We start from the raw sequence: 26,907 nt of genomic DNA, 5'->3' as shown, positions 1-26,907 counted from the left end.
ATGACAAATGACTAATTAGTAATGATTGCCAATTTTGCGGTGATGCGCGGCGGTAAGTGCATCTAACTTAGAAACTCTTCCAGTTTGGACTGTGCTATAAATTACCCAATGATCTCCACAATCCATGCGGCTAGTAATTTCACATTCCATGTAAGCTAGGGCTTCAGCTAAAACGGGCGATCCATTGTTCGCTGGATATGTCTTCACTCCAGCAAATCGGTCTGCACCAGGAGCGAAACGCTTGAGGAAATGTTTCATTAATCCTTGATATTTGCCTTCTTCTAAAACGTTTAGAACAAAGCGATCGCCAACGTGCATCAAAGATTCAATTGCTCGATCTTTGGATACTGCGATCGCAACTCCTAAAGGCTCAAGACTCGCTTGTGTCACCCAAGAAGCAAACATTGCGCTCTGAATTTCTCCTTTTTTGGCGGTGATAATGTATAAACCTGTACTAATACGCCCTAAAGCCTTCTCTAGCTCCGTATTGATGGATTTAATTTGTTTAATGGTGCGATCGCGGTTCAACCATTGACCCAAATCTGTCCCTGCTTCATCACAAAGCTGTTCCGTTGCTTGGGTGGGGATTTCCTTAACTAAAATAGGTGGAAAGGCTTCAGTTAATCCCAGTTCTTGAAACTTATTGCGTAAAGGATAAATAGGTTCATCTTCTCCACCTCCCGACTCTAATAAACCAATTGACTGCTTTTTGTGAACAGCAGCTAAAATAGTGCTTAAAGAAGCTTGAGCCATCACCGAAGATTGAGGTGGCATTGCAATTACTAAACCAGAAGATTGTGCAACTAATTCTCGAACTTCTTGAGGTTCAGAACTATTGAGAGGAAATAATTCCACTGCTACGCCTGTTTTCGCACATCCATGAGCTATGGTACGGACTAACTGCTCACTATGCCCGTAATCTTCAACATAAAATAGAGCCACTAAAGTCTCTGTTTTTGCTTGTTCTAAACTCCAGTTTTGATACCGTCCGAGCCATTCTGGAATATAGTGTTGTAATAAAGGCCCATGTCCCGTAGCAACTGTTCCTATTTCTAACTTTTCAATCCGCTTTAAAGCTGCCAAAACAGACCGAGCATTGGGACCCATAAGACAATCATAATAATATTGAAAATCTTCCTCAAGTAAGGTGATATTTTCATCATAAGTGTGGTCATCACAGTAGTGCATCCCAAACACATCACAGGTGTAGAGAGTGCTAGTTTTGTGGTCATAAGTAAAGATTGTGTCAGGCCAGTGTAAGTTAGGTGCAGAGATAAATTCTAATTCGTGTCCGTTGCCTAAATCTAATCGCTCTCCACTTTTCACCTGCCTTGAATTAAAGGGCTGGTGAACCATATTTTCTAAAAATTGAATAGCTACCTTAGCACCAACAACAGTAATGGATGGAGCTAATTGCAAAATATTTTTTACTAAGCCACTGTGGTCTGGTTCCGTATGGCTAATAATCAAATAATCTATTTTAGTCGGATCAATTAATCCCACCAGTATCTCAAGATATAATTGCTCAAACTTGCGGTGAGATGTATCAACTAAGGCAACTTTTTCTCCCTGAATTAAAAAAGAATTATAAGTCGTACCATTCCGTAGACCAAACTCGACATCAAAACGTTCTCTATCCCAGTCTAGACAACGAATAGCAGTTGTTTGAGGAGCCATTTCGACAGTTTCTACTGTCAAACGTCCTGGGTTGGGAGTAACTTGAGTGGGCTGTATGAGTGCAACCATTTGTTTTCTCCAAAAAGATTGTTATCTGAAGCGAGCGTTATGTCTCTTATATTTACCTGAAATACTCAATTAGTAAAATGCCAATTTCTAAAGCTAATCATCAGGAAGTTTTATTTATCATTTAGATTGATTTACCATTGAATTACTCAATGTTTACCATCAATAATGAATGTGAGAAGATGTAAATAATCAGTTATAATGTTTTGGCATGTCGTTAATATTTTTTCCTCCTCCCATACAACAAATCAACAGCGAAATCATCCATCGCGCTGGTGTTGATTTGTATGTACTACGCCTGGATCTCATGCACCCGTGGGTTAACGGCAATAAGTGGTTCAAGCTGAAATACAATCTTTTAGAGGCCAAGGAGAAAAATTTCACAACGCTGCTTACTTTTGGCGGCGCTTATTCCAATCACATCTATGCAACTGCGGCGGCTGGTAATCTTTTCGGTTTTCGTACCATCGGCGTAATTCGTGGGGAGGAGAGACTACCACTAAACCCGACACTGAGTTTTGCTGTACAACAGGGTATGCGGCTTGTGTACATGAACCGCGAAATGTATCGACAGCGCAACACACCAGCGTTAGAAGAATATCTGCAACAACGCTTCGGTCAAGTGTTTATCATTCCCGAAGGCGGGAGTAATTTAAATGGCGTGCGCGGCTGTATGGAGATCATTGGTGATGCGATGCCTACGGCGCTCACTGAGCCTGTCCTGAGCGTAGCTGAAGGGCGCAGCCGAAGTGCTGGCTACGCCTACGCATTTGATCATATATGCGTAGCCTGCGGTACAGCTACCACACTGGCTGGTATTACGCTTTCATTGCATCAAGGACAAAGAGCGATCGCTTTTCCCGTTCTGAAAAATGGCTCATTTCTTGCACAAGAAATCGAAAGCCTGCTGACAAATTACCTCGCCTCTGATTTACCCGCACCATCTAACTCTCCCGCTCCCTGGGAATTGGTATGTGATTACCACTTTGGTGGCTATGCAAAGGTGAACGATGAGTTACTACTGTTCAGCCAACAGTTCAGGGAGAAACATGGCATACCCCTCGATTACGTATATACCGCCAAAATGTTTTACGGAGTAATGGATTTACTAAAGCAGGGATTTTTTGGTAAAAGCGATTCGTTGCTGCTGGTACACACAGGAGGCTTACAGGGCAACGTTGGTATGGAAGAAAAGTTGCAGAGATTTTCTAAAATCTGAGTTGCCACTTAATTAAATATCAGTAGTCAAGAGCCGATGCACTTCCTGAAAATGCCCTAAGCATTTTTATTGAAGAAAGGATAAACCTATTATTAGAGGCTTTGAGGTTGAAGTTAGAGGGGATTGAATTTAATGTTTTTGATATGGGCAATCGCACCGATAATATTTATCCCTAAATAAACGATTTTCCATAAAAGAGGTATTGCTGGGTGAAAAGATGAATTTGCTCGACACACTCGCTCATCTACGTGAGATATTCATACTTTTATCCAGCAACCTCTAAAAGTTCTTTCACTTGGTCGCTACGCCAATAATATGAGGACTAACAATCGGCAATTGTGCATCAAATCGCTCATAATTAACGCTAGAAAAACCAGCATTTTCTAAAGCAATCAAGGTTTCTCTATCTGGATGGCAACCATCACCTATCACTTGCCAAATCGGACGAATTGCGCTTTGTACTTGTCGCAATACAGTTCCTTTAGGTGCAGCGACGTGTTCAATAAATAAGAAGCGTCCACCTGGTTTGAGTACTCTTAAAATTGCCTGTAATGTATAATCTATATTCGGCACCGAACACAAAACTAAGGTACTAACAACAGTATCTATGCTGTTATCTTCAGCATCTAACCATTCAGCATTACCAATTCTGAGGTCGATGTTTAAGCCTAGTTTTTTAGCTTGTTTTTGAAGATAGGAGTGCATGTGAGGGTTTGGCTCGATTCCTATCCAGTGGATATCTTTAGGGTAGTAGGGTAGGTTAGGGCCTGTTCCTGGGCCGATTTCTAACACTTTACCTTGGAGATTTGCAAAAAGAGAACGTTTGCGATCGCCGACGATATTATCATACGTGCTGCTACTTTGAGCCATCATCCAGGCAAAGAAACGTTTACCAAAGTTGGCATAAATCTGGTTTGGTGAATCTCCAATAATTGGGTTTACAGTCATCATCTACTTCCTAAAATTTGAGGCTATAAATTATTGCAACAAGCAACTATTTATAGTCTTAAGGTACGATAATCTATGTTTCTTGTACCTCACCCATGTGATTCACCTGATTGGGTGATTTTGATTAATATACATACGTAGCGACTTCCCGTAACCTACCACAGAAATAGAAAAAGTGCAGAAGCAGAAGTAGAATTTGCCTATATATAGCAATCCTAAACGAATAAGTCGTCAAAATATCCAATTATTCTCTCTGCATTCTCTACGCCTCTGCGGTTAATTTCTTTTTATAAATAATTTATAAATACAAAAATAGCAAAAAGCGTTCCAAATTGCGGAACGCTATCTTTTAGTAAATTCTGTTAAGGTAATATGAATTAAATGCTAGTTGATAAAATTAGGCATGAAGATTTGCTTGTTCCTGTAACCAAGGATCTACAGGTTGTCCATCTTTGCGGCGTAATTCGATTTCCACTACCATCACTTCTTTTGAACCTGGAGGTGCGGGTTTTTTATGGAAAAGAATGTCATAATCTTCTGGATTATGTTTGCGTTCTTTCAACCATTCTTGTACCTTGGTTGTGGCAAAAAATGATTGCCCTTGCTCAAACATTCGAGTAATCTGCAATTGCAGTGTATAAGGATTTAGCCTACCCATTTTCTACCGCCTTTGTTAAGTAAATTTGAGAACAAGTAATCTGTTTATCTTAGATAATCTAATGTTAGTGCGAAGTACGCACACCTGACACTTCACCTATAGGTGCAAATTCCAGTTTCAACACCCTAGCATCTGTAGCAACATCCGAAGGTATTTCGGTATATGGTCTAAGAAAGCCTTGATACTCCTGCAATCTGTCTTCCATAGGTTAATAAATTATTATTTGTGTTGCTTTAGTTTTCGTCGTCTTGGGCAGTAGTTTGACCTTAGTAATGTTATAATAGTACCTCACAAAAAATAATGTTAAAAACTTGACTGCACCCCAGCACTAAAGTTTTATGTACACGAAGAGACGAGGGAATAGATTAGTTAAGGATTATTCACAATTTCCCAGTATCTCTACAACATTTCACTACTTAATTCTGTTATAGATTGGAAAGAGGCACGCCGCTTCAAAAACTGACCAACAGACTGAAAATGGTTGTTATGAAGAGCAAAAATCAAGCTGTTTTCGCTTTAATTGTAAAAAGTACTATTGTTTTTTTACCCTTACTATTATCCGTTGGAATTGCCAATGGGCAATCTGCACCATCACCTTCCCCAGCACTAACCCAGACTTCGGTGTTGTCGAATCAGGAACGGGAAGAATTAACACGACTACGAGCAGAAAAGCGAATTCAACAGCAAGTCCAATCTGATTTTAATAGCGCTTTTAGCCGTACAACTATTTTACTCAATGTCTGGCTAGTTATATTAAGCTTATTTCCAGTCGCAATCATTGCTTTATTTTGGCTACTGCGACGGGTGGTAATCCGTGAAATTGTTGATAGAGCGATGCAACAATTACAGGGAATGGAAAAATTACAAAATCAGCTATCTACCGTTAAACAAGAGGCTGAAAATGTTATTCAAGATGCTAAAAAAATAAATGATGAATTAGAACAGGAAACGGTTAGTTTACAACAAAAAATTAAAAGCGAACAAGAAAATTTATCTACCCTGACATCGGAACTAGATTTAGCTAAATCACAGGTATTAAGTAGATTAGAGACTCAACTCAAAAAATCTCAAGAAAATATAGAAAATTTAGAGTCAAATTTTGCTACTGTCGTATCTAAATTAGAGCTTGATGCTCAACAACAAAGAGATGTAGCGCTGGAAAATTTAGGAAATTTAGCATCCGTCCTATCACAAGAATTGTCTAATTTAAACTTAGGTGTACAACAACAGCAAGAGTTAGTATTGGCTGATATAGAAGGGTCAAAATCTGAGTTCATAACTCAACTTTCTGGATGGCAGTCTGATGCTCAAAACCAAAAGGATATAGTTTTTGAAATTTTGGCTAAATTGCAATCAGAATTTGCCGATCAATTATCTGAATTAAAGGTAGATGCTCACCACAGAAAAGAGATTATATTTGAGGGTTTAGGAAAGTTAGATAATGAGTTGAAATCTCAGTTATCAGAACTACAGGCGGATGCTCAGGAACAAAAAAATAAAATTATTGAAAGTTTAGCAGCATTGCAGTTAGAGTTTGCTGAACAACTATCTGAATTACAATTAGATGCTCAAAAGCACAAAGATTTAATTATTGAGAATTTAGAGAAATCTGGTTCTGAATTTAGTTCCCAATTTTCAGAATTACAATGGAATGCTCAACAACAAAAAATTCTCATTTTGGAGAAGTTAGAAAGATTAGAAGCTGAGTTTGTCTCTCAGCTTTCTGACTTACAATTGGATGCCGAAGAAAGAAAGGATCTTATTCTTCAAGAACTAACTGAAATTACACCTGAATCTATCTTAGAAGCGGTAAATCATGAAGTTAAGGAAGAAAAAGAAATAGAGGAACAGCCACAACAACCAGAATTGAATGCTGAGGAGTATGTAAAAGAGGGAGATGAGCTGTTTTCTAAAAGGCGCTATGAAGATGCGATCGCAGCTTACAACCAAGCGGTTAAAATTCAACCTGATGAACCTGTGGCTTGGTTAAAACGAGGTCTAACTCTCGGAAGGCTGAAACGCTATAAAGATGCGATCGCATCCTACGATCGAGCTATCCAGATTCAACCAGATTACCATCAAGCTTGGTGCGATCGCGGCGTTGCTTTTGGGAAATTACAACAGCATCAGCAAGCCTTTGCTTCATTTGAGAAAGCTACACAAATCAAGCCTGATGATGCTGTTGCTTGGTTAAATTGCGGTCTTTCTCTCGTAGCATTGGAAAAATACGAAGAGGCAATAGTGTCTTTTGATAAAGCGCTGGAATTCCAACCCAATTCTCCCAAAATCTGGGATAAACGCGGTTATACCTTGGTAAGATTGGGACGCGATGATGAAGCGATCGCTAGTTTTAACAAAACTTTAGAAATTAAGCCAGATTATGCCAGTGCCTATTACAACAAAGCAGCCTGTTACGCACTGCAAAGACAAGTTGAACTATCTCTGGCAACTCTGAAACAAGCAATTGAACTTGATCCCAGGTATAAAGAAGACGCAGCAACTGACCTAGATTTTGATGATATTGCCGATGATGAGCGCTTTAAGCAGTTAGTTACAGAGTAGAAAGTTATTTGTCATTTGTCATTTGTCATTGATTCTTCTCCCTCATCTCCCCACTCCCCATATCTGGCGGATTTTGTTCGCTAGACATTGCTTTGAGTTTAGATGTAAAAGAATCAGAGCGATCGCTTTTTTCTGGGGTAAATTGCCCAATTGGGGCATGAATAGCAGCAGGCGGCAGCAGTTTTGGCTGTCGTTGAGGGTAGCTTGGTGATGGGGAAGGCGGTGAACTTTCTTGTAAAGTTTGCCTTTGGCTAACAGCAGAGGATAGCTGAAGGGTTGCCGAAGAAGCAAATTTTCCCGAAAGGGGAGATTTGAGAACAGTTTTATTGTCCCTAGCTTCCTCCTTGACTTCTTCATCTAAAGATGTCTTTTGTTCGTAACTTTTCAGTTGTAGAGTTGCAGTATTGCTTTTTTGATAGCCATTACGAATCTTCGCAGGTGGTAGTTGAGGACTCGTGACTCTCTCTACAATGGGGTTTTTCTTGGCTAGCGGTAGGCTGGGAGCAGGCGATGAGGTTAAGCTTTGGGGAAATTTGCTACAAATCATGCGTTCAAATTCCATATTGAAATGATATGTAGCCTGATCCCGGCGCTGCCAAAATACTAAAATTTGCTGCACCGAAACTGCTTTATAACGACCTTGATATAGTGCCTCAATTACTGCTAGGTGTAGCCAATTCAGTGGGTATTGCGTTTGCCAACGTTCAACTAGCTCATTGGCACTATAGCCACTGAGATCAAAACTATAATTAATTAATAAAGCGATCGCCAAGTTGGCAGAAGTATCTGGAAGTGTTGTTAACATGGGGCTATTAGCTTTCGGCAATAGGTCTTAAGATTCTTCACCCATCGCATATTAGCCTAGCGTGCTTTTAACTACATGGTTTTTTTCCAAGAGTACAAAGCAGATAAGCAGTGTTTCCTATTCTACTTGTCAACTTCTAGAATGCAACCCTACATAGAATGATTTAATCGCAGATGTTCGCCCAATGGCAACTAATGCTTGATAAACCATTGCTGCAACTTCGGCACGTGTTGCTAGACGTAAAGGTGCAAGTAGTTGGGGATCTGGGTAATTAACGATGATTTTTTGTTGTGTAGCAGTGGCTACGGCTTTTCGGGCGTAGTCGGGAATGGTATGCCGATCGCTATATACTTCTAAAATATCGCTATCAACAGCTGCTAGTCCCAGTCCGTTTACTAGGGAGACAATCACCTGTAGCCGTTGGACGTGTTGATCGGGGCGAAAAGTGCGATCGCTAAATCCGCCAACAAAGCCACCACTAGCCGCCACTTGGATAGCGCTATAAGCCCAAAAATCCTTGGGTACATCCGTAAAATCGGGTGCTGAGATTTTGGGAAACGGGTTAAAGGCGATCGCTACCAGAGATGCATACTGGGCGCGAGTCATGGGTTTATCTGGCTGGTAGCTACCATCGGCAAAACGATGAGTTAAATCCATGCTTACTAATGCTTGGATAAATGGTTCTGCCCAATGTGCATCTAGTTGAACAGGCGCGGGGAGTTTTTGAGATGGTGTCGGAGCCTCAGATATATTTGTGCTAACCGCTACTAGATTGGCTGGGATCAATTCTGCCAATCCCTTGATTAGAGAAGGATTCAAATCATTACCTACGGAAATTAGCTTTTGTTTAGTAGCATTATACAAATCAAATTCACTATTATCACGAAAAATATTATCAGCAGAATCTTGGATATTGCCTAAATCAGGAATTGCATTGCCATTGACTAACAGACCACCTTGGGTATTTTTAGTAATGAGATTTTGACGCAGCACAGGTTGGGCGTTCCGAGAAAGTGCGATCGCAGTACGATTTTCTGATAACTTGTTATTTGCGATCGTCGGAGTAGCAAAGTCACTAATTGCTATACCTAAAGGGTTTCTTTCAAATAAATTCCGCAGTACTTTTCCCTGGCTATGACCTGCTATCACCAATCCGCTAGCAGTATTTTGCACAAATATGTTATCTAAAATTTGGGGTTTGGCAGTGCCAGTGGTAAACACACCTTCTCGCCCACAATCCCTTAAAGTATTATTCGCTAAAGTAGGTGCAGCCGATTCAATCCAGATACCAGTACCTTTAGTTGAGGGATTAGTGACAGTCACACCTAAAAGACTGGCATCATCTAGCAAGAGCAACGTAATATTTTGTATACCAAAGCTAGGACTTCTATACTCACCACTTCCGGAAATTACAATCTCTGCACCTTTGTTCGCTTCGTTGCCCATCACTGTTGTCTCTTCAGGGATAATCAGTGGGAACACCTCACCATTAGCAGTGCTGTAAGTCCCCGGCTCAAGATGAATTATCGTCGGGATTTTGGTTATTTTTAAGGCACGGGTGAGGCTTTTAAACGGACTCAACCGTGAACCAGTATTGGTATCATTCCCTGTCATAGGGTTGATATAGAGTGTGACGACGAGGGTAGAGTTCACCATTGATAGTTGAGAGTCAATTGTTTTAATTATGACAATCATAAATAACACTACTTGTAGCAAACTTTTTCAAAGTAGTATGACTGTGTATAGAAAATGTATCCACGTTACTTTTTCTTGCAAGCAGATAATCTGTACACACAAGTTATAGACTCTCATGCAACATTCCGAGTTCTCATCTCGGCCTTTGGTATTCCTAGGTTAAAAGACCACGCTTATCACCCCGAACATCTGAGAGAAGAGTTAGAGAACGTTTATCACCAAAAATCAGCATTGAATGTTCTGCACAACCGTTCTTGGCACTACTAACTCCATAACTGCGTCAAGCGTCTTGCAGCTAAATTACTGTATCAGTTTTACTGGTGTAGCAATTTAACATTTATATGGAATGAAATTTAAGCAATTAGTAACCAGAAGTAATGACAACTCAGTTTTGGGAAAAAAGCATAGAAATTAATGCGACTCTAACCAACTTACTATTAAACCCCGTGCGTAGATGCTTACTTTTATGCCGCAGCAAGTTACGTAAAGCGCCTGATGGAGTTGCGGCTAGTCGCCAGACATCGCCTTTCATTCATCAAGGTTGGTGGCTTTTCAGGAAGCGTCTGCTGCCATTATTATTTTTGATATCATTCGTTGCTGTATTCCTATTCAACAGCTTTGGCCCTGCTATTGCCCAACTGCCTCCCCAACCTCGTCAAGAAATTCGGGGGGTGTGGCTCAGTGGTAACGATTTTAGTGTTTTCAGAAATCGCTCCAAGGTGCAAGCAGCCATGAGCCAACTGCGGAAGTTAAACTTTAACACTGTTTATCCAGTGGTGTGGAACGATGGCTATACACATTACCCCAGTGCCATCATGCAAAAAATGGGTATTCCCTTCTTCTTCAAGGGAACAGATGGACAAGATGTGATTGCAGACATTATCAGCCAAGCTCGCAGAGAAGGGCTACTAGCAATACCTTGGTTTGAATTTGGTTTCATGGTTCCCCTAAGTTCAGAACTTGCATCCCAGCATCCAGATTGGCTGACACAAAAGCAGGATGGGACTCAAACTTCAATTAGTGCTGCGGGTGAAGTAGCGTGGTTGAATCCGTTTCACCCCGAAGTGCAAAAGTTGCTCACCGAACTCGTGATGGAAGTCATTACTCAATACGATGCTGATGGCGTTCAATTTGACGACCATACGAGTTTACCTGTGGATTTTGGTTACGATAAATACACAATTAGTTTATATACTCAAGAAACCGGGAATCCTCCTCCACCTAATCCCCAAGCCCAAGCATGGAAAAGATGGCGGGCAGATAAAATCACTGCATTCATGGTAAACCTCTACCAAACCGTGAAAGCTCAAAAACCGAACGCTATCTTCTCAGTTTCTCCTGTTGATTCTGAATACGCTTATAAAGTGCAACTGCAAGACTGGCTCAACTGGATACGGTTGGGTATTGTCGATGAGTTAGTTATGCAAGTGTACCGCAATGATTTGGCAAGTTTTATCAGTCAAATTACTCGCCCAGACATTTTAGAAACCCAAAAAATTATCCCAACAGGGATTGGTATTTTAGCGGGGTTACGAAATCGCCCAGTTTCCATGTCACAAATCCAACCCCAAGTAGAAGCAGCGCAACAACGGGGTTTAGGTATTGGCTTTTTCTACTACGAGAGCCTTTGGGATATTGCGCCTGAACCAGCAGTACAACGCCAGTCAGCATTTGCGGCTCTTTTCCAAAACCCAGCGTTACGCGATATCTCTCAAAATACACCCCGCCAGCCAAGTTTTGATACCATAAGCTTACCTTTGTACACAAAACCTTCCCTGGGTCAACGTGTTCGCGGCTATTTTTTGGAAATGGCGATCGCAAATGGTCAACCAAGACGTATCTTATTAGATACAGGTTCAGCAGGGCTGCGAGTTCCCAAAGAGTTTTTAGGTAATGCCCCTATCCGCAGAACAGGACAAAATATCAAGGAGGTATTAAGTGATGGTACTATCCTGGAAGGAGAATTAGTTTATACTAATATCCGCTTTGGTTTGCTCCCCGCCGCAGAACCCGTTCCAGTACAGATTGTTACCAGTCGCCAATGTACTGCCCAAAAGCCTAATTGTTCAGCAAAAAATGGTGTGCCATTTTCCGGTATTATCGGTGTCAACTATTTTGAAAAATCACTTCTCTATAATCCGTTGAGAAAATTATCAGGCAATTTGAGTAACGGATTTATTGTTACGGGAAATGGTGGTAATAACAATAACGGCAGCCTAATTCTCGGTTTAACTGCTGGTAATCAAGCAGGTTTCAAAATGGCTCCTTGGAGTAAACAAAGCGAAATTAATGGTGTACCCGGTAACAGATGGGACTCTCAAGTGAGCAAAGTTTGTTTAACTATTGCTGGGAGTTCTGCTAAAAATCTTTGTAACGGCACAATGATTACTGATACTGGAAGTATTAATGGTTTGGCTGAATTCAAGTCAGCTTCTACAGCAGGTAAGCTTAAACCAGGAGTATTACGTTCAGCAAATCCTGTAAAAGTAGCAATTAATGGCATTTTTGATTACAGCTTGACACCAGGAACCCGCGACGGATTTAATCGCTGGAATTTAAGTATTTCGCCACAATCAGAACTTCCTACATTTGTAAATACTGGCATCGCCTTTTTTGATAAATACGATGTCCTCTTTGACCAAGTTAATGGAAGACAGGGTTTTCGCAGTCGGCGGTAAGATGAAAGTAAAAATTTGTTCCCTCACCTAATGTTCAAAACTAGTAGTCTATCGCATTAATTTTGCTAGGTTTGTAGTAAGCACTTTAGTGCTTGAATATTTGAGGACTAAAGTCCTCACTACAAACCTATTTACCCCTCACTGAACCAGTAAAACTGACTTCACGGGACGCTTGATAGAATTTCCCTCCAAATCAACCTTCCCGTAAAAGGTTTTGCCATTGAAATAAAGCGAAGACGAACTCCCTCCATCCAAATTCATCGCTTTATCAGCACCAAGAGTTTTCATAAAATTAGCTAGTGCTGGCAAGGATATCCCACTAGCACGAACCGAGGGTTTTTGAGCCACCATAACTAAAACAACACTGCCATCACGAGTAATACCAACGGCAGTTCTGGCGTTGGGTTGGTTGCTGCCAAGTGCATCTCGTTTATTGGCATTATCTACAAAACCTTCTTTTTCTAAAGTGAGTTCTGGTAATAGGCTTGGCCCTGCGCCTATGGCATCTACTAACTGACAATCGGCTGGCTGTGACGCACTGTGCAACGCAATATCATAGCGAATATTCTGTCCACATGAGTAGCGGCGAAATTCTGTGCGATTGAAAATTTGACTTAGGTAAGATTGTAAGTTGGGATTGTTCACCAAGCGATCGTTTTCCTTGGGGTCAGCCACCACTTTTCCCTGTATGACAACATAAGATGTAGTTTTTTGGTTGGCTGGGTCAAAAAAGCCTGCGTTCAAGATAGCTACAGCTCGATGCTTTTGGGCAAATTCCTCTACTGTGGCTACCTTTTGTGATAGTGCAGGAGTTACCAAAAATTTGCTATTAGCTGGAATCAACAAAATGTGAGCGATGCCTTGGGGCAAAGTGCGCTCGAAGTAGCGGATAGTTTTTGGTGGTGAAGATGCAACAGTTGATATTGAAGGTGTTGAGGAATGCAAATTAAACCACAAAACCATTGCCAAGCTAATTAATCCCAAAGTCAGTATTTTAATTTTTCTCACATTTAAATTCACTTGCGGTTAGCTCAAAAAAGTTAATTTAGTTGAAATACTTTAAGCTGAAAAATAAGTGATTAACTTGAATTAGATAATGAATCAGTTAGCCATCTTTTATAACTGATTCCAATTCTGGAGATAGCAAAGATGTGTCTCTAAATGTTGAGGCAGGCAAGTACACTGTAAATTGAGTTCCTCTACCTATCTGACTGTAAACATTAACAAAACCACCGTGATTCTTAATGATACCCAACGCCGTTGAAAGTCCTAAACCTGTACCTTTGCCTACCTCTTTGGTGGTAAAAAACGGTTCAAAAATCCGTTGCTGGACTTCCAACGACATCCCCATTCCAGTATCAGTCACCACGATCGCAACATAAGAACCCACTTTAGCATCAATATTGATCTGGGCAGAATGTTCACCAATCACCAGATTTTCTGCTGCAATCCTCAATCTACCGCCATTGGGCATAGCATCGCGGGCATTAACTACTAAATTTATCAGCACCTGATGTATTTGAGTTATGTCTCCACGAACGTACCACAGGTTTTTAGGGATATCTGCCTGACAGATAATCGATTTGGGGAATGTTTGAGCGATAATTTGCTCAATTTCTGCCATCAAAGGCTGAATTTGCACAATTGTTCGTTTGCCTTCAATACCTCGTGCAAAAGACAATACTTGCTTGAGCAAATTAGCGCCGCGTTTCACATTATTTTCTAAAGTTTGCAGTATTTGCTGACTCTGCGAATCGGGCAATTTCTTCTGCAACAGTTGAACTGACATTAAAATTGGGGATAGTATATTGTTGAGATCGTGGACAATACCGCCAGCTAACGTACCAATACTCTCCAAACGTTGCGATCGCAGAAGTTGAGCTTCCAGTTGTTTTTGCTGCGTAATCTCGGTGTTCACACTCAAAATGGACTTAGTTTGTCCATGATCATCTCGGATCAGTATCCACCGACTTTCAACGATAATTACTTTACCTTCCTTTGTCAGTTGATGCAACTCACCGCGCCACTCACCTGTATTCATCACCTTCAAGTAAGCATCTTCTAGCTGTAGTGAAATATCTTTATACAAAAGTTGCAAAACATTCTTACCCACAACTTCCTCAGCCTTCCAGCCGTAAAGACGTTCAGCACCTTGATTCCAAAACAATATTTGGTTGTGGATATTTCGTACCAAAATCCCCTCAGTTGATACATCCAGCAGCAATCCTTGTTCACGGATTTTCTGTTCTGCCTGTTTTTGCTGGGTTATATCTCGCATCAGCGCCAAATGAATGAACGTACCATCAGATTCGTTACGCAGTGGTACAGCATAAGTTTCCATGTAGCGACGAGTACCTTTAAATCCGACAATTTCAAACTCCAAAGTCCCCTTGTTACCTTGGCAGATACTTTTATGCAAGTCGGCAAAAGCTGCTCTATACTCTGGCACAATTACGGCATCAATTGGTTTACCAATCAATACATCAGGACTTTCTACTTCCATCATTGCCAATCCTTCGGCATTAATTTCTAAAAGGGTGCCATCCCTAGCAATCAACTTAATACATTCTGGTTCTGCATCTATCACGGCTCGTAAACGGTTTTCGCTTTGGCGTAGGGCCAGTTCCGTCTGCTGAAGTTGCCTGATATAACGCCATAACAAATCATACAGCAGCGCCACCAGCACCAAATCTACAATCGCAGCGATAAAAAATGTGACTATCGCCTTTTGGGAACTTGCTTGCGACTGCTGCATTCCCTGCTGTAATAATTTTTGCTCTACCTCTAAAGAGTCGTAAATCAGCTGTTGAATTTCTTTGCTGCTTTGGTTATCTTTATCAGATAATATTCGCTGCCGAACTGCTTCAAATCCTTGGTTTTGTCTTAGATAAATCTCTTGTTGCAAAATGTTGAGCCTACTGGTAATTTTCGGCTCCAACAAAGAAATCCACTGCTGCTTTTGATGGTTGTCGGCAGTTAATTTCCTAAGAATCTGAATATTGTGATTAGTTTGTTGATAAGCTACAACATAAGTTTTTAGATCATCTGCATCTGCTGTAATTAGATAATTACGTTGTGCAGTTTCAGTATCTTTGAGTAGAGATTGGATACTTTCAACTTGGGTAATAACTTCATAAGAGGATATCACCCATTGCTGGTTGTGAATCAGCTTAACAGTATTGTTATAAGAGACTACAGCATTGGTAAATACAACTGACAATGCTAAGACGAATATTGCTTTTAGCTTTTGAACTCTATACCATTTTTTGATCATGCGATGCCCTTTCTGCCGCAGATGCCCTCCATCAGTTAAAATTAAACATTAAAAACAAATACATGAGAATATTTTAGGATTTTAATAACACAGGTAAGAAATTACAATCTGTTATAGTCGTAAATCTCTGGATTTTTTGGGATGATGATTTATACATAATACTCAGAAATAAATCCGCTAGTTTTTAATATAAATTCATTTTGAGCAGTAATGTTACCAATGCAGTTTGGATCGGATAAGTTGCCTAGCCATAATATTTGTAGAGATGTTGCGATGCAAAGTCTCTATTCTATGTTTGGCATTTTAATTAACCCCCAATAATCCCTAGGTAGGGGGCAATTCATCTAGACGCAAAGCGGCTTCCCGCATGGTATTGCCCTTAGCTATGTAAAGACTTACGCAAAAATAGCCCAAACCTTGATTTTCCGTAGGGGCAATTCATGAATTACCCCTACTGTGCGTAGTTTTGCATAATTCCTATCATTGAAAACAGCTAAAGTTATTCTGCAATATGCTTGACATGATTCAATCAACATGTTAATAATTATAGTTTGTGGAAACTTTACTTCTTAATATAAGCTCTTGGCTAACGTCATTGTCATAGGTGCCCAATGGGGCGATGAAGGAAAAGGTAAAATAACTGACTTACTCAGTCGTTCCGCAGATGTTGTGGTACGTTACCAAGGGGGTGTCAATGCTGGACACACGATTGTAGTTAAAGGTCAGACCTTTAAACTACACTTGATTCCCTCTGGTATTTTGTATCCAAATACCGATTGCATTATCGGCTGTGGAACAGTAATCGATCCACAGATTTTGATTGCAGAACTCGACCAACTAAAAGAACTAAATATTTCCACTGACCACCTGCTGATATCTGAGACAGCCCACGTAACGATGCCTTATCATCGGTTGATTGACCAGGCATCTGAAGAACGACGGGGAAGCCATAAGATCGGCACAACAGGTCGGGGCATTGGGCCGACTTATGCTGATAAATCTGAACGTACAGGCATCCGAGTTTTAGACTTGATGAACCCGGATGAGCTACGTGAGCAGTTAGAGTGGACGATTAATTATAAAAACGTCATTTTAGAAAAGCTTTACAACTTGCCGCCTCTAGATCCACAAGAGGTTATTGAGCAGTATTTAGGGTATGCAGAACGTTTGCGCCCTTACGTTATTGATACATCGTTAAAGATATACGATGCGATTCAGCGACGGCGCAATATTTTGTTTGAAGGCGCACAAGGTACGCTCCTTGACTTAGATCATGGAACTTATCCTTATGTCACCTCTTCTAATCCTGTTGCTGGGGGGGCTTGCGTTGGTACAGGGGTAGGGCCGACAATGATTGACCGGGTAATTGGCGTGTCGAAAGCCTACACAACGCGGGTGGGAGAGGGGCCATTTCCCACAGAATTGGATGGAGAGTTAGGAGAATTGTTGTGCGATCGCGGTGCAGAATTTGGCACAACCACCGGACGCAAACGGCGCTGTGGCTGGTTTGATGCGGTCATTGGTCGCTATGCTGTGCGAATTAACGGCATGGATTGTATGGCGCTCACCAAACTGGATGTCCTCGATGAATTAGAGGAAATTCAAGTTTGTGTAGCTTATGACATCGATGGTCAACGTAGCGAACACTTCCCCACCAGTTCTCGTCAATTTGCTAGATGTCGCCCCATCTACAAAACCTTACCAGGGTGGAAAGTGTCAACAACCGAATGCCGCACCCTGGAAGACTTGCCACAGCAAGCACTGGACTATCTAAAATTCCTCGCTGAATTAATGGAAGTCCCGATCGCGATCGTCTCACTAGGAGCAAGCCGCGATCAAACAATAATCGTAGAAGACCCCATCCACGGGCCCAAACGCGCTTTATTGCAGGCTGACGGCACACCTGCTACCTTGCTAAGTGCGTAAATTAGTCATTGGTCATTAGTCATTGGTCATTAGCAAATGACAACTGACAAATGACAAATGACAAATGACAACTGACAACTGACAAAGGACAATTTCTATGGCTATTACAGTCGAATCTCTAAAACGTCCAGAAGGCAGCAAGCCAAGAGCTTTGCGCCGTTCTGGATTGATACCTGCCAATTTGTATGGTCATAAGGGTACAGAGTCCATTTCTTTGACCATTGAGGCTAAAACTGTTGAACGTTTGCTCAAAAGAGTTTCAGTCAACAATACCTTAATTGAATTAAACATTGCTGATGCACCCTGGCGCGGCAAAGCTCTATTGCGGGAACTTCAGATCCATCCAGCAAAAGGTACACCCTACCACCTCAGCTTTTTCGCGGTTGCTGGTCACGGCGACACTACGGTAGAAGTGCGCCTGCGTTTTGTGGGAACTGCTGTTGGTGTTAAACAAGAGGGTGGTGTGTTAGACACCGTAATCACTGAATTGCAAGTAAGTTGTGCGCCAGAAAACATCCCAGATGTAATTGAAATCGATGTCACTAACCTGCAAATTGGAGACAGTTTGAGTATTAGTGATATACCTTTTCCTGAAGGTGTAACACCTCTAGCTGAATTGGAACGACTTGTTGTGAGCGTTTTGCCACCACAAATTAGCGCTGAAGATGCTGGGACTGAAACTGAAACTGAAGCAGCTTCTTAAGCTAGGTAAACTGTGTAATAATTTTTGATGATACCAGGGGGAAAACTCCTGGTTTTTTTGTATTTGAACCGCAGAGGCGCAGAGAGCGCAGAGGACAGAGATGACAGAAGCGACTCTTCCAGTCTTAATCCAGCAAATGTTGCAGCCTGGATTTTATCCCCATCCAGTAACAGAACCAATTCAGCTAATTCAAACTCACATTTCTTATGTGCTGCTGACTGGGGATTATGCCTATAAGCTGAAAAAACCGATGAATTTTGGCTTTTTGGATTTTTCCACCTTAGAGAAGCGGCAGCATTTTTGTCAGGAAGAGTTGCGGTTAAATCAGAGGGGTGCTGGTGAACTATATTTAGAAGTTTTGCCTATAACTTTGGTAGGGGAGCAATACCAGTTAGGGGGAACTGCCGAGGCTGTAGAATACGTGCTGAAAATGCGGCAGTTTCCTCAAGAGTCGCTATTGAGTTCGCTTTTTGAACAGGGTAAGTTAGATGAGACACGCCTAGATGAGTTGGGACGGGTAGTAGCTCAATATCATGCCGAAGCACAGACGAATGATTACATTCGCAGTTTTGGTGAAGTGCCAAAAGTCCGCGCTGCCTTTGATGAGAATTATCAGCAAACTGAGAATTATATTGGTGGCCCCCAGACTCAGAAACAATTTACAGAAACAAAGCAATATACAGATAAGTTTTTTGCCGAACGTTCAGAATTATTTGCTAGCAGAATTCACAACAATTATATTCGTGAGTGCCACGGGGATTTACACCTGAGAAATATTGCCCTGTGGAACGACAAAATATTGCTGTTTGATTGTATTGAGTTTAACGAGCCGTTTCGCTTTGTCGATGTGATGTATGATGTGGCGTTCACGGTGATGGATTTGGAAGCACGGCAACGCAAAGACTTAGGTAATGCGTTTTTGAATGCCTACATAGAGCAAACTGGAGACTGGGAAGGTTTACAAGTGCTGCCTTTATATTTAAGTCGTCAGGCTTATGTCAGGGCTAAGGTGACATCATTTTTGCTAGACGATCCAGGTGTACCTGCGGCGGTAAAGGAAGAGGCGACAAAAACCGCCAGTGAGTATTACAAACAGGCTTGGGAGTACACTAAACCAAAGGTTGGAGAGCTAATTTTGATGTCGGGGTTGTCGGGTTCTGGTAAAAGTACCACAGCAAGACATTTAGCTCGTCAACAGGGAGCGATTCACCTGCGTTCTGATGCGGTGCGGAAACATTTAGGCGGAATTTCCCTGTGGGAAAAAGGTGGCGATGATTTGTATACACCTGAGATGACTGAGAAAACCTACACAAGGCTGCTGGAATTGGGCATTATTCTGGCTAAACAAGGTTTTTCAGTGATTTTGGATGCCAAGTATGATAAACAGCATTTGCGGCAAGAAGCGATCGCTCAAGCTACAAAGTACGAAATTCCTCTTCAGATTATCCAATGCACAGCACCGCTAGAAGTTCTAAAAGAGCGGCTGAACAACCGCACTGGTGATATTGCTGATGCTACCGCCGATTTATTAGCCTCACAAATCAAACAAGCCGAACCTTTCACTGAAGAAGAACAAGTCTACGTAAAGATTTTGGATACAACTCAATCACAAGAGGCACAATTAAAATAATTCGTAATTCGTAATGGGCTTCTCTGCGAGACGCTAAAAGCGAACGCCCCTCTACGCTAACGTAATTCGTAATGACGCTTTCTACGTTCGCGCAGCGTGTCGTAGACAGACGCTATGTTTAGCTTGCTTCCTCATAGAGGTCGCGGACTTGCTAGCGCTATGCTAACGTAATTCGTAATTGAACCGAAAATTACGAACTACGAATTGGTATCTAGTTGATAGCCTTTTTTTTACTATATGGCAGACAAAAAGAACGACTTTTTGAGTATTTCTCCCAGCTTCTTTTCTCAATTGTTATTTGGGGCATTTTTAACATTTATATTAATCATGACCGGCTCCGCACCAGCCCTAAGTATCTTCTTAGGAATCATGGGCGGTTTCATCTTAAGCTGGATCACGAATGTAACCGATAATAGCCCGCAGGCACCAAATGTAGCCTCCTCTGATGGTGTTGATACAGGTCTAAAATACTGGTTATTTTTCATGCTTGGCTTTGTATATTTGGGGTATCCAGCACCCATGAGTATCTTGCTGGGTGGAATAGGCGCTTTAGCTGGAGGCTGGATTACTGCTTGGTGGGGAAGTAAGGAAGAAACTAGAACTCAGTTGCAAGTTGAAGAATTAGAAGAGGGCGAAGTTGAACCAACAAACGACAGAATCAACAAACGGCAAACGAGAAGGAACACCCGCCGTTACCGTCGCGCTCCTGGAAGTAGTATCAATTTCAAGTTTTGGGAAAGGTAGTAATTTGGGAATTGGGAATTGGGAATTTGGAAGAGGACTTGGGGACAAGGAGAATTGGGGACAAGGGGAAAGACTTGTTTCAAGTTCTCACCTCTTGTCCCCTTGTCCCCCTGCTCCCCATTCCCCATTCCCCATTCCCCACTATGTTTTTATATCTTTCCAAATTACTGCCACTATTTTTTTATCCACTAGGATTAGCCTGTGTAAGTTTGGTGATAGCATTAGTCACCTTGTGGAAACGACCGCGCACTGCGGCGATCGCAATTGCTTTTGCCCTAACTTTGTTACTATTTTGTAGTAACGCTTGGATTGCTAAATCATTAGTGCGATCGCTAGAATGGCAAAATCTGCCACTCGCCCAAATACCAGTTGCAGAAGCGATTGTGGTTTTGGGTGGCGCAACTAAATCAGCTTTTCCTCCAAGACCTACCGTTGATTTGAGTGAATCGGGCGATCGCGTGATTTATGCCGCACAACTATATCGCCAAAAAAGAGCGCCTATAATCATTCTTAGCGGGGGTCGCATTGATTGGCGTGGTGGCGGTTCACCAGAGTCGGCAGATATGGCAACAATACTTACATCTATTGGTATTCCATCGGAAGCGATTATTCAGGAACCTGAATCTCTCAATACTTATCAAAATGCTGTAAATGTCCGAAAAATTTTAGAATCTCGTGGGATCAAGCAAGTATTATTAGTTACTTCGGCAATGCACATGCCGCGATCGCTTAATATTTTTCAGCGTCAAGGAATTAATGTTATTCCTGCACCCACAGACTTTTTAGTTAGTCAGGGTGAAATGCAAGAACTTGGTGGCACTCCCAAAGCCGCTATACTAAATTTATTACCTGATACCGACAACTTGCACCAATTTACCAGCGCTTTAAAAGAGTATATTGGTTCTTTAATTTATCGCTTACGCGGTTGGCTTTAATAATGTTATGAGTTAGGAATTATGAGTTATGAGTTATTAATTATAAAATGCGGTAATTGCCTTAATTCCAAAGTTTTAACTTCAAACTCTTAATGACAAATGACAAATGACTAACTAAATTAACTTTATGTCTAAAAACTTACCTTATATTATGCCATCGCCTCAACCCCAAGTTGAGGAAGCTTTTGCTGCTTACCAAACAACTCACCAGTTCTACCACGAAGTTCACTCAAGGTCAGAGTTTCAGCGTTATTGTGAGTGGTATTATACAACAGCAGAGCAGAACCGCCAAGAGCTAAATAGAATGCGCGGCGAACTGAATATTTTTCAGTGGTTTCGCCGCCGATAAGTGATTTAGATGACTTCTAACTCATTTTCACGTAAATGGGCTTTAAATTTTTTACTAAACTGGACTACAATCGGCAAATTAGCGCTTACGGGTCTGTCTCGCCATTGGGTGGCAATATTGACTACTTCGCCTTCTGTGCCTTTGATGTCAAAAGCCTGATTCCGATGTTCAGGATGATGATACACTACTACCGAATCTTTAACGCGGACGCGATCGCCAACTTTCATAACAACATTTACACCTAGCATTTGCTTTTCCACAAGTATCTGCTACAAAATATATGATTAAATCGGTTAAAATTCTATTTAATCAGCTATTTCTTGACGCTTCACAGGGGTGCGACGGCGCATTGAACCCTCTGCGTCCAGGCACGTCTTAGCAATCCGTGCATAGTTTTCTAACTTTTTTGCCGCGTTAATAAATATTGCCCTCAACCTCTGTTTTGCCCCAAAAACAGGCAAACAAAAGAAAATAAAGCAATACTTCAGATGTGCTTAGTACTTTGGCAAGAGATATAACCCTTTTATCTTCAGGGTAACTGAAAGTTTTCGGGGTATTCTAAAACCCTTCATTTGTATAAGGGGTTTTAACATCTGGTCAGGAGAATATTTTACACAATTCCTGGAACAACATGATTAGCGATTCTGCCAAGGAGAGGCTAGGCCAACGCCCCAACCAATCCCAAAAATCCCGAAAAATTCCCTTGAAATTAGTGCTAATTATCCCATTTGTCTTACAAATTGTCGGCGCAGCAGGGCTAGTGGGCTATCTGTCCTACTGAAGCGGGTAATGTCTTAGAAATCTCAGAAACACTCCGATCTGAATCAAACAAGTATCGATTGTACTCATTAATTATTCTAGAGTAACTTGAAGCCAAGATGATTGAGAGCTTCCCGCAAGCGATCGCGTCCTCTCAATGACTCAACAGTTGCGATCCTTTGAGCTGAATGTTCTGACCAATCACCAGGGACATTCATCTTTTGTTCAGTATAGAATTCTTTGATGATCTCGTTGTAGTGAGCGATCGCTTCTTCTTGCTCTGCCAATTTATAAGTTTCGCGGTGCAACACGGCTGATTGTGGCAATCTTGGCTTAATCGCTGCTTCTACCTCTGGATTTGGATAGCCTACACACAGCCCAAATACAGCATACACAGAGGAGGGTAAATTCAATATCTCTGCTACCTCTTGCGGGTGGTTCCTGATTCCGCCGATATATACTGTTCCTAAACCGAGTGACTCGGCTGCGGCTGTTGCGTTTTGCGCCGCCAAAGCTGCATCAATTGTTGCCATCACAAACATTTCCAAGTATTCCAGCGCATCATGAGATATGCCGCGACTGTCAGCAACGTAACTTAGACGCGCCAAGTCTGCTAACCAAACCAAGAATAAAGGAACCTGCTTAATATGTGCTTGGTTCCCAGCTAATTTAGATAACTCTTCTTTACGTTCTGGATCTTCAACTGCTACCACACTCCAGGTTTGTAAATTAGAGGAAGTAGATGCAGATTGGGCGGCTGCAATTAACAACTCCAGAGTTCCTGCTGGTAAAGGATCGGATAGATAAGACCGGATGGAACGATGAGATAATAGTGCCGTCAGAGAATCATTCCATTCTTCGGGATTGAAGGGAATTTCACCGTAGCGCGATCGCAGTAGTTCTATAGGATTAGTCATAATCAACTCCCAAATTTTCCGATATTTTATTACTAACACCAATTCCATTCATAGAGGCATACATCCACACATGGCTATGCCTCTACAACAAATTTATGATTCTGGTCTAAATCTTTGGTGAGAATGCAGCATATTGCTCTTGCGTTAGCACTCCATCTTTGACATTAACTTGTTTAGGAATCAGCTTCAACTGATAATATGTATCAGCAACCTTTTGTTGTAAAGCTATCAGATTATCATCAATTGGCACAATTCCAAAAGTTCGTCTATTAGTAGCTTTTCTCATTGTTGCTATGTCAATTGCTAGCACAGATGATAGAGTTTGTGCTACCTCTTCTCGATGCTGTTTAGACCATTCTTCTAGGCTTTGAATTTCTTCTAAAACTGCCTTGACAGTTTGGGGATTTTCAGTGACAAATTTACGGGTTCCCAAATAATATCCTCCCTGTTTATTAATTCCTGTCCCATCAATCAGAACTCTGGCTTTAGTTGCCTCTTGAGCGGCTGCATAGAAAGGGTCCCAAATTACCCAGGCATCTACACTACCCTTGACAAATGCAGCGCGGGCATCAGCCGGCGGCAAATATTTAGGCTCAATGTCTGTATATTTTAATCCTGCTTTTTCTAAAGCTTGGACTAACAATAAGTGGGCACTAGAACCCTTTTGAAAAGCAACTTTTTTACCTTTCAAGTCAGTAAGTTTTTGAATTGAGGAATTCTGAGGAACAAGAATTGCTGAACCAGCAGGACTAGAAGCAATACCAGCGACGTAAGTTAATGATGCTCCTGCTGCTTGGGCAAATATTGGCGGTGATTCTCCTACGTGTCCAAAATCAATACTACCCACATTCATCGCTTCTAGCAATTGTGGCCCCGCCGGAAATTCGATCCATTCTACAGATATTCCATCTGGTGACAAACGCTTTTCTAAGACACCTTTGTTTCTCAGCAATATATTCGATTTTTGATAGCCAAATCTTAATACTGTGGCTTTAGTGGAAGCAGAATTACTAACAGATGTCGCACTAGGATTAGAAGAAGTAACAGTCGATGGCGATGAACAGGCAGCAAATAGCACGCTCAGACACAGCCCTGTAACAAAAGCCCCCGTAATTGGCAAAGGAGAAGAAAAGAATAATTTGCGCTGGTTGTTAAATGGGATATTCCTGATTTTTACCAACGATATCCACTTGGCAATGAAACGGCGAAAGATTAGGTTAATCATCAAAATGATTTCTCTGAGCTATGTGAATACTATAAACTTATAGGTTTACCGGAGTATATAAATAAATTCAGGGAAATTTGACTAACCTTTGGTCGAGGGAACAGACATTGTGTTGGACGATGTTTTAAATCCCCGTCCAACAACTGCCCTGTTGCCTGTTCCTTTAATAAAAAGAATGGAAAGTGGAAAAACTAATACTTCCCCTACTTATTATCCTAGTATCAAAAAATATATTACTAATTCAGCAAATCAGGTTCTTCACGTACAATTCTGTCGTAAAGCGGCTGGAAACTGAACCACCCACTTATACGTGACCCCACTTGAGTTTGTGTCAAACGGGCTGTTTCGTGTTTGATAATAGTTGGTCTACCCGCAGCTTCTGCCAGCAGTTGGGCTTGGCACGATCGCTCTAAACTAATGTACCAAAAGGCTGCTTCATCTACCGTCTGTCCCACAGTTAAAATGCTGTGGTTACGGAGAATTATGGCTTTCTTTGGCCCCAAAGTTTGCGCCAGTCGTTGACCTTCAGAAGTTTCTAAAACCACACCTGTGAAATCGTCAAACAGCGCATGATCTTCGTAAAAAGCACATGAATCTTGGGTCAAGGGGTCAAGGAGACGACCTAAACTAGACCAGGCTTTACCATAAATTGAATGAGCATGAGCCGCCGCGATGACATCAGGCCGGGCTTCATGAATCTGAGAATGGATGGCGAAAGCAGCTCGATTCACTTCAGCATCGCCTTTAACCACCTCACCTTCTCTGTTAACTAATATCAGGTCAGAAACTCGGATATGACCGAAGTATGTTCCTAGTGGATTAACCCAAAAATGGTCTGTAAATTCTGGATCGCGAGCCGTAATATGGCCTGCGATTCCTTCGCTGAAACCAAATTTACCAAATAGGCGAAAGGCTGCGGCTAGGCGTTGCTTGCGGTGCAGGCGTTCGTCTTCAACTCGCTCGAATACAGGGACTTGTGGTCTACTATACCTAGACATATTCTTTTTCCTCTTCCTTTTTGCAGGGAGCGTTGGAATATCCAGAGCGAAAGGATTTGACGCTATGAGATTCTGGAATGAACTGGTGACGCAAGATACAACCAGTATCATTACCCAGAATATGAATAGATACAGATGCGCTCTGGGATGTAGTTTTGACGGCGTGGATATCACCGTCTGGGGGGAGAAGGCGGTAGATATCGCCTGGTTGAAGCGACCGCACTTCAGTTACTTGTAATTGTGCATGTCCTTCAGTATCGCCGTTATCTACACGGCGGTAGACTGTTTCTTCTTGGTTGCCTTTGTATAAACCAATCAATCCCCAGGCTAAATGATCGTGGACAGGAGTCGTGGAACCTGGGGGAATCACCAAACTGAAGACTGACAGAGAACGATCTTTGGCGCGATAAAGTAGCCACTGACCTATACCACCACCCATCTTGCTTTCGGGATTAATTTGGGCAAACTTTTCAGATAGCCATTCCTGTTGGGCAAGCAGCTCTTGAAAATAGGGTTCTAATCTAGCGAGAGTTTGTGTGCGATCGCCAGCAGTGATAGCGCTAATTTCCCGCACTGTTGCTACAAAGGATCGTAGTTCCTGACTCTCAATAAACCATTGGTCTTCTGGCAATGGTTCTAAGATAGTGTGGTTCGTCATCTATAAACTCCTCACTTGGGGAGGCGACTAAGATTAACTAATTCGTAATTCGTAATAGAGCCTCCGGCACGCTACGCGGTTTTCATGCCCAAAGGGCTGTACGTAATTCGTAGTTAAGAATTCAATTACGAGTGATTTTAATACTAGGATGAATTTTAAAGCCAAGTTGCTCAAGTTTTAAATTAGATAAAGACTCCTTCAGAATGATAGTAAAGGGATATCGCTGGAATACAGTAGCTTTACCTTGTGACAATAGAAGCCTAGCATGGCTGATGCGTACTGGATACAACGGTTGTTGGTTGGCATCGAGAATGAGTACTTTAGTCATGCAATTTTGAAATAATCAAATTATTTACAGCAGTCTTCAAATATTTGAGATGGAAAATGGGGATTAGTTAAATTACTTGAAAAGATTCTACGTACCTACTTTGTAGGAAGGCGAAGCGCATCTGCGTTTCAAAACACTAAGGTATTAATTAGC

General features: G+C 41.6%; 24 protein-coding genes. 10 read left to right on the top strand and 14 right to left on the bottom strand.

Annotated elements, in window-relative coordinates:
- Positions 1–15: 15 nt before the first annotated feature.
- Positions 16–1,746: a diflavin flavoprotein gene (locus FD724_RS03975; protein WP_179071656.1), complete on the bottom strand. Its 1,731-nt coding sequence runs from the start codon at positions 1,744–1,746 to the stop codon at positions 16–18.
- A 208-nt stretch (positions 1,747–1,954) separates the two neighbouring features.
- Between FD724_RS03975 and FD724_RS03970 the strand changes: the two genes are divergently transcribed.
- Complete coding sequence (locus tag FD724_RS03970) at positions 1,955–2,962, top strand: 1-aminocyclopropane-1-carboxylate deaminase/D-cysteine desulfhydrase (protein WP_179071655.1); 1,008 nt, start codon at positions 1,955–1,957, stop codon at positions 2,960–2,962.
- Between the two features lie 291 nt (positions 2,963–3,253).
- Here FD724_RS03970 and FD724_RS03965 read toward each other — a convergent pair whose 3' ends face one another.
- The 3 genes from FD724_RS03965 to FD724_RS03955 all read right to left on the bottom strand — a co-directional run bounded on the left by FD724_RS03965 (position 3,254) and on the right by FD724_RS03955 (position 4,773).
- Entirely contained in the window at positions 3,254–3,913 is a 660-nt protein-coding gene (locus FD724_RS03965; protein WP_179071654.1) for a class I SAM-dependent methyltransferase, read from the bottom strand.
- Positions 3,914–4,307: 394 nt separating this feature from the next.
- On the bottom strand, positions 4,308–4,568 hold the full coding sequence (locus tag FD724_RS03960) for a hypothetical protein (RefSeq protein ID WP_012407382.1): 261 nt from the start codon (positions 4,566–4,568) through the stop codon (positions 4,308–4,310).
- A gap of 64 nt (positions 4,569–4,632) precedes the next feature.
- Positions 4,633–4,773: a hypothetical protein gene (locus FD724_RS03955; protein WP_179071653.1), complete on the bottom strand. Its 141-nt coding sequence runs from the start codon at positions 4,771–4,773 to the stop codon at positions 4,633–4,635.
- Between the two features lie 281 nt (positions 4,774–5,054).
- On the opposite strand from FD724_RS03955, the gene FD724_RS03950 reads away from it, so the two are divergent.
- Positions 5,055–7,130 (top strand): tetratricopeptide repeat protein, encoded by a 2,076-nt coding sequence (locus tag FD724_RS03950; RefSeq protein WP_179071652.1) that lies wholly within the window; start codon positions 5,055–5,057, stop codon positions 7,128–7,130.
- Positions 7,131–7,155: 25 nt separating this feature from the next.
- On the opposite strand, the gene FD724_RS03945 is transcribed toward FD724_RS03950, so the two are convergent.
- A complete protein-coding gene (locus FD724_RS03945) occupies positions 7,156–7,935 on the bottom strand; it encodes a hypothetical protein (RefSeq protein ID WP_179071651.1) in 780 nt (259 codons plus the stop codon).
- Between the two features lie 129 nt (positions 7,936–8,064).
- On the bottom strand, positions 8,065–9,591 hold the full coding sequence (locus FD724_RS03940) for a DUF1565 domain-containing protein (protein ID WP_179075405.1): 1,527 nt from the start codon (positions 9,589–9,591) through the stop codon (positions 8,065–8,067).
- 93 nt (positions 9,592–9,684) lie between these two features.
- On the opposite strand from FD724_RS03940, the gene FD724_RS03935 reads away from it, so the two are divergent.
- Entirely contained in the window at positions 9,685–9,897 is a 213-nt protein-coding gene (locus tag FD724_RS03935; protein ID WP_179071650.1) for a hypothetical protein, read from the top strand.
- 110 nt (positions 9,898–10,007) lie between these two features.
- On the top strand, positions 10,008–12,308 hold the full coding sequence (locus FD724_RS03930) for a glycoside hydrolase family 10 protein (RefSeq protein WP_256874443.1): 2,301 nt from the start codon (positions 10,008–10,010) through the stop codon (positions 12,306–12,308).
- Positions 12,309–12,446: 138 nt separating this feature from the next.
- Here the strand turns inward: FD724_RS03930 and FD724_RS03925 are convergent, their stop codons facing one another.
- Positions 12,447–13,316 carry a phosphodiester glycosidase family protein gene (locus tag FD724_RS03925; RefSeq protein ID WP_256874442.1) on the bottom strand — a complete coding sequence of 290 codons (870 nt, stop codon included), beginning with the start codon at positions 13,314–13,316 and terminating at the stop codon, positions 12,447–12,449.
- A 97-nt stretch (positions 13,317–13,413) separates the two neighbouring features.
- Complete coding sequence (locus FD724_RS03920) at positions 13,414–15,582, bottom strand: PAS domain S-box protein (RefSeq protein ID WP_179071649.1); 2,169 nt, start codon at positions 15,580–15,582, stop codon at positions 13,414–13,416.
- Between the two features lie 582 nt (positions 15,583–16,164).
- Between FD724_RS03920 and FD724_RS03915 the strand changes: the two genes are divergently transcribed.
- The 6 genes from FD724_RS03915 (at position 16,165) to FD724_RS03890 (ending at position 21,869) form a co-directional block, all read left to right on the top strand.
- Positions 16,165–17,508, top strand: a complete 1,344-nt coding sequence (locus FD724_RS03915) for an adenylosuccinate synthase (protein ID WP_114084848.1) — start codon at positions 16,165–16,167, stop codon at positions 17,506–17,508.
- 97 nt (positions 17,509–17,605) lie between these two features.
- Complete coding sequence (locus FD724_RS03910) at positions 17,606–18,211, top strand: 50S ribosomal protein L25/general stress protein Ctc (protein ID WP_179071648.1); 606 nt, start codon at positions 17,606–17,608, stop codon at positions 18,209–18,211.
- A 100-nt stretch (positions 18,212–18,311) separates the two neighbouring features.
- The gene (locus FD724_RS03905; protein WP_179071647.1) at positions 18,312–19,841 is read left to right on the top strand and encodes an AAA family ATPase; all 1,530 of its coding nucleotides are present in this window, start codon (positions 18,312–18,314) and stop codon (positions 19,839–19,841) included.
- 237 nt (positions 19,842–20,078) lie between these two features.
- Entirely contained in the window at positions 20,079–20,585 is a 507-nt protein-coding gene (locus tag FD724_RS03900) for a hypothetical protein (protein WP_179071646.1), read from the top strand.
- A gap of 143 nt (positions 20,586–20,728) precedes the next feature.
- Positions 20,729–21,520 carry a YdcF family protein gene (locus FD724_RS03895; protein ID WP_179075402.1) on the top strand — a complete coding sequence of 264 codons (792 nt, stop codon included), beginning with the start codon at positions 20,729–20,731 and terminating at the stop codon, positions 21,518–21,520.
- A 127-nt stretch (positions 21,521–21,647) separates the two neighbouring features.
- Positions 21,648–21,869, top strand: coding sequence for a hypothetical protein (locus FD724_RS03890; protein ID WP_114084842.1), 222 nt, complete (start codon positions 21,648–21,650; stop codon positions 21,867–21,869).
- A 5-nt stretch (positions 21,870–21,874) separates the two neighbouring features.
- Here the strand turns inward: FD724_RS03890 and FD724_RS03885 are convergent, their stop codons facing one another.
- The 6 genes from FD724_RS03885 to FD724_RS03860 form a co-directional block, all read right to left on the bottom strand.
- Complete coding sequence (locus FD724_RS03885) at positions 21,875–22,096, bottom strand: ferredoxin-thioredoxin reductase variable chain (RefSeq protein ID WP_179075401.1); 222 nt, start codon at positions 22,094–22,096, stop codon at positions 21,875–21,877.
- A gap of 630 nt (positions 22,097–22,726) precedes the next feature.
- Positions 22,727–23,545 carry an NADPH-dependent oxidoreductase gene (locus FD724_RS03880; protein WP_179071645.1) on the bottom strand — a complete coding sequence of 273 codons (819 nt, stop codon included), beginning with the start codon at positions 23,543–23,545 and terminating at the stop codon, positions 22,727–22,729.
- A 106-nt stretch (positions 23,546–23,651) separates the two neighbouring features.
- Positions 23,652–24,770, bottom strand: coding sequence for a sulfonate ABC transporter substrate-binding protein (locus FD724_RS03875; RefSeq protein WP_179071644.1), 1,119 nt, complete (start codon positions 24,768–24,770; stop codon positions 23,652–23,654).
- A gap of 236 nt (positions 24,771–25,006) precedes the next feature.
- Positions 25,007–25,768 (bottom strand): class II aldolase/adducin family protein, encoded by a 762-nt coding sequence (locus tag FD724_RS03870; protein ID WP_179071643.1) that lies wholly within the window; start codon positions 25,766–25,768, stop codon positions 25,007–25,009.
- Positions 25,761–26,426 (bottom strand): cysteine dioxygenase family protein, encoded by a 666-nt coding sequence (locus FD724_RS03865; protein WP_179071642.1) that lies wholly within the window; start codon positions 26,424–26,426, stop codon positions 25,761–25,763. The genes FD724_RS03870 and FD724_RS03865 overlap by 8 nt, the downstream gene beginning before the upstream one ends.
- Before the next feature lie 121 nt (positions 26,427–26,547).
- Positions 26,548–26,754, bottom strand: coding sequence for an RRXRR domain-containing protein (locus FD724_RS03860; protein ID WP_179071641.1), 207 nt, complete (start codon positions 26,752–26,754; stop codon positions 26,548–26,550).
- Positions 26,755–26,907: the final 153 nt, after the last annotated feature.

Source organism: Nostoc sp. C057, assembly GCF_013393925.1.
Taxonomy (GTDB): domain Bacteria; phylum Cyanobacteriota; class Cyanobacteriia; order Cyanobacteriales; family Nostocaceae; genus Nostoc; species Nostoc muscorum_A.
This window is presented reverse-complemented; position numbering and strand designations above follow the sequence as displayed.

Excerpts from the sequence above, each read along its gene's own strand:
- FD724_RS03910 (WP_179071648.1), top strand. The coding sequence starts at position 17,606 with ATGGCTATTACAGTCGAATCTCTAAAACGTCCAGAAGGCAGCAAGCCA.
- FD724_RS03975 (WP_179071656.1), bottom strand. The coding sequence starts at position 1,746 with ATGGTTGCACTCATACAGCCCACTCAAGTTACTCCCAACCCAGGACGT.
- FD724_RS03940 (WP_179075405.1), bottom strand. The coding sequence starts at position 9,591 with ATGGTGAACTCTACCCTCGTCGTCACACTCTATATCAACCCTATGACA.
- FD724_RS03930 (WP_256874443.1), top strand. The coding sequence starts at position 10,008 with ATGACAACTCAGTTTTGGGAAAAAAGCATAGAAATTAATGCGACTCTA.
- FD724_RS03950 (WP_179071652.1), top strand. The coding sequence starts at position 5,055 with ATGAAGAGCAAAAATCAAGCTGTTTTCGCTTTAATTGTAAAAAGTACT.
- FD724_RS03865 (WP_179071642.1), bottom strand. The coding sequence starts at position 26,426 with ATGACGAACCACACTATCTTAGAACCATTGCCAGAAGACCAATGGTTT.
- FD724_RS03890 (WP_114084842.1), top strand. The coding sequence starts at position 21,648 with ATGTCTAAAAACTTACCTTATATTATGCCATCGCCTCAACCCCAAGTT.
- FD724_RS03885 (WP_179075401.1), bottom strand. The coding sequence starts at position 22,096 with ATGAAAGTTGGCGATCGCGTCCGCGTTAAAGATTCGGTAGTAGTGTAT.
- FD724_RS03895 (WP_179075402.1), top strand. The coding sequence starts at position 20,729 with ATGTTTTTATATCTTTCCAAATTACTGCCACTATTTTTTTATCCACTA.
- FD724_RS03860 (WP_179071641.1), bottom strand. The coding sequence starts at position 26,754 with ATGACTAAAGTACTCATTCTCGATGCCAACCAACAACCGTTGTATCCA.
- FD724_RS03900 (WP_179071646.1), top strand. The coding sequence starts at position 20,079 with ATGGCAGACAAAAAGAACGACTTTTTGAGTATTTCTCCCAGCTTCTTT.
- FD724_RS03880 (WP_179071645.1), bottom strand. The coding sequence starts at position 23,545 with ATGACTAATCCTATAGAACTACTGCGATCGCGCTACGGTGAAATTCCC.
- FD724_RS03905 (WP_179071647.1), top strand. The coding sequence starts at position 18,312 with ATGACAGAAGCGACTCTTCCAGTCTTAATCCAGCAAATGTTGCAGCCT.
- FD724_RS03935 (WP_179071650.1), top strand. The coding sequence starts at position 9,685 with ATGTATCCACGTTACTTTTTCTTGCAAGCAGATAATCTGTACACACAA.
- FD724_RS03965 (WP_179071654.1), bottom strand. The coding sequence starts at position 3,913 with ATGATGACTGTAAACCCAATTATTGGAGATTCACCAAACCAGATTTAT.
- FD724_RS03955 (WP_179071653.1), bottom strand. The coding sequence starts at position 4,773 with ATGGAAGACAGATTGCAGGAGTATCAAGGCTTTCTTAGACCATATACC.
- FD724_RS03945 (WP_179071651.1), bottom strand. The coding sequence starts at position 7,935 with ATGTTAACAACACTTCCAGATACTTCTGCCAACTTGGCGATCGCTTTA.
- FD724_RS03920 (WP_179071649.1), bottom strand. The coding sequence starts at position 15,582 with ATGATCAAAAAATGGTATAGAGTTCAAAAGCTAAAAGCAATATTCGTC.
- FD724_RS03875 (WP_179071644.1), bottom strand. The coding sequence starts at position 24,770 with ATGATTAACCTAATCTTTCGCCGTTTCATTGCCAAGTGGATATCGTTG.
- FD724_RS03870 (WP_179071643.1), bottom strand. The coding sequence starts at position 25,768 with ATGTCTAGGTATAGTAGACCACAAGTCCCTGTATTCGAGCGAGTTGAA.
- FD724_RS03960 (WP_012407382.1), bottom strand. The coding sequence starts at position 4,568 with ATGGGTAGGCTAAATCCTTATACACTGCAATTGCAGATTACTCGAATG.
- FD724_RS03970 (WP_179071655.1), top strand. The coding sequence starts at position 1,955 with ATGTCGTTAATATTTTTTCCTCCTCCCATACAACAAATCAACAGCGAA.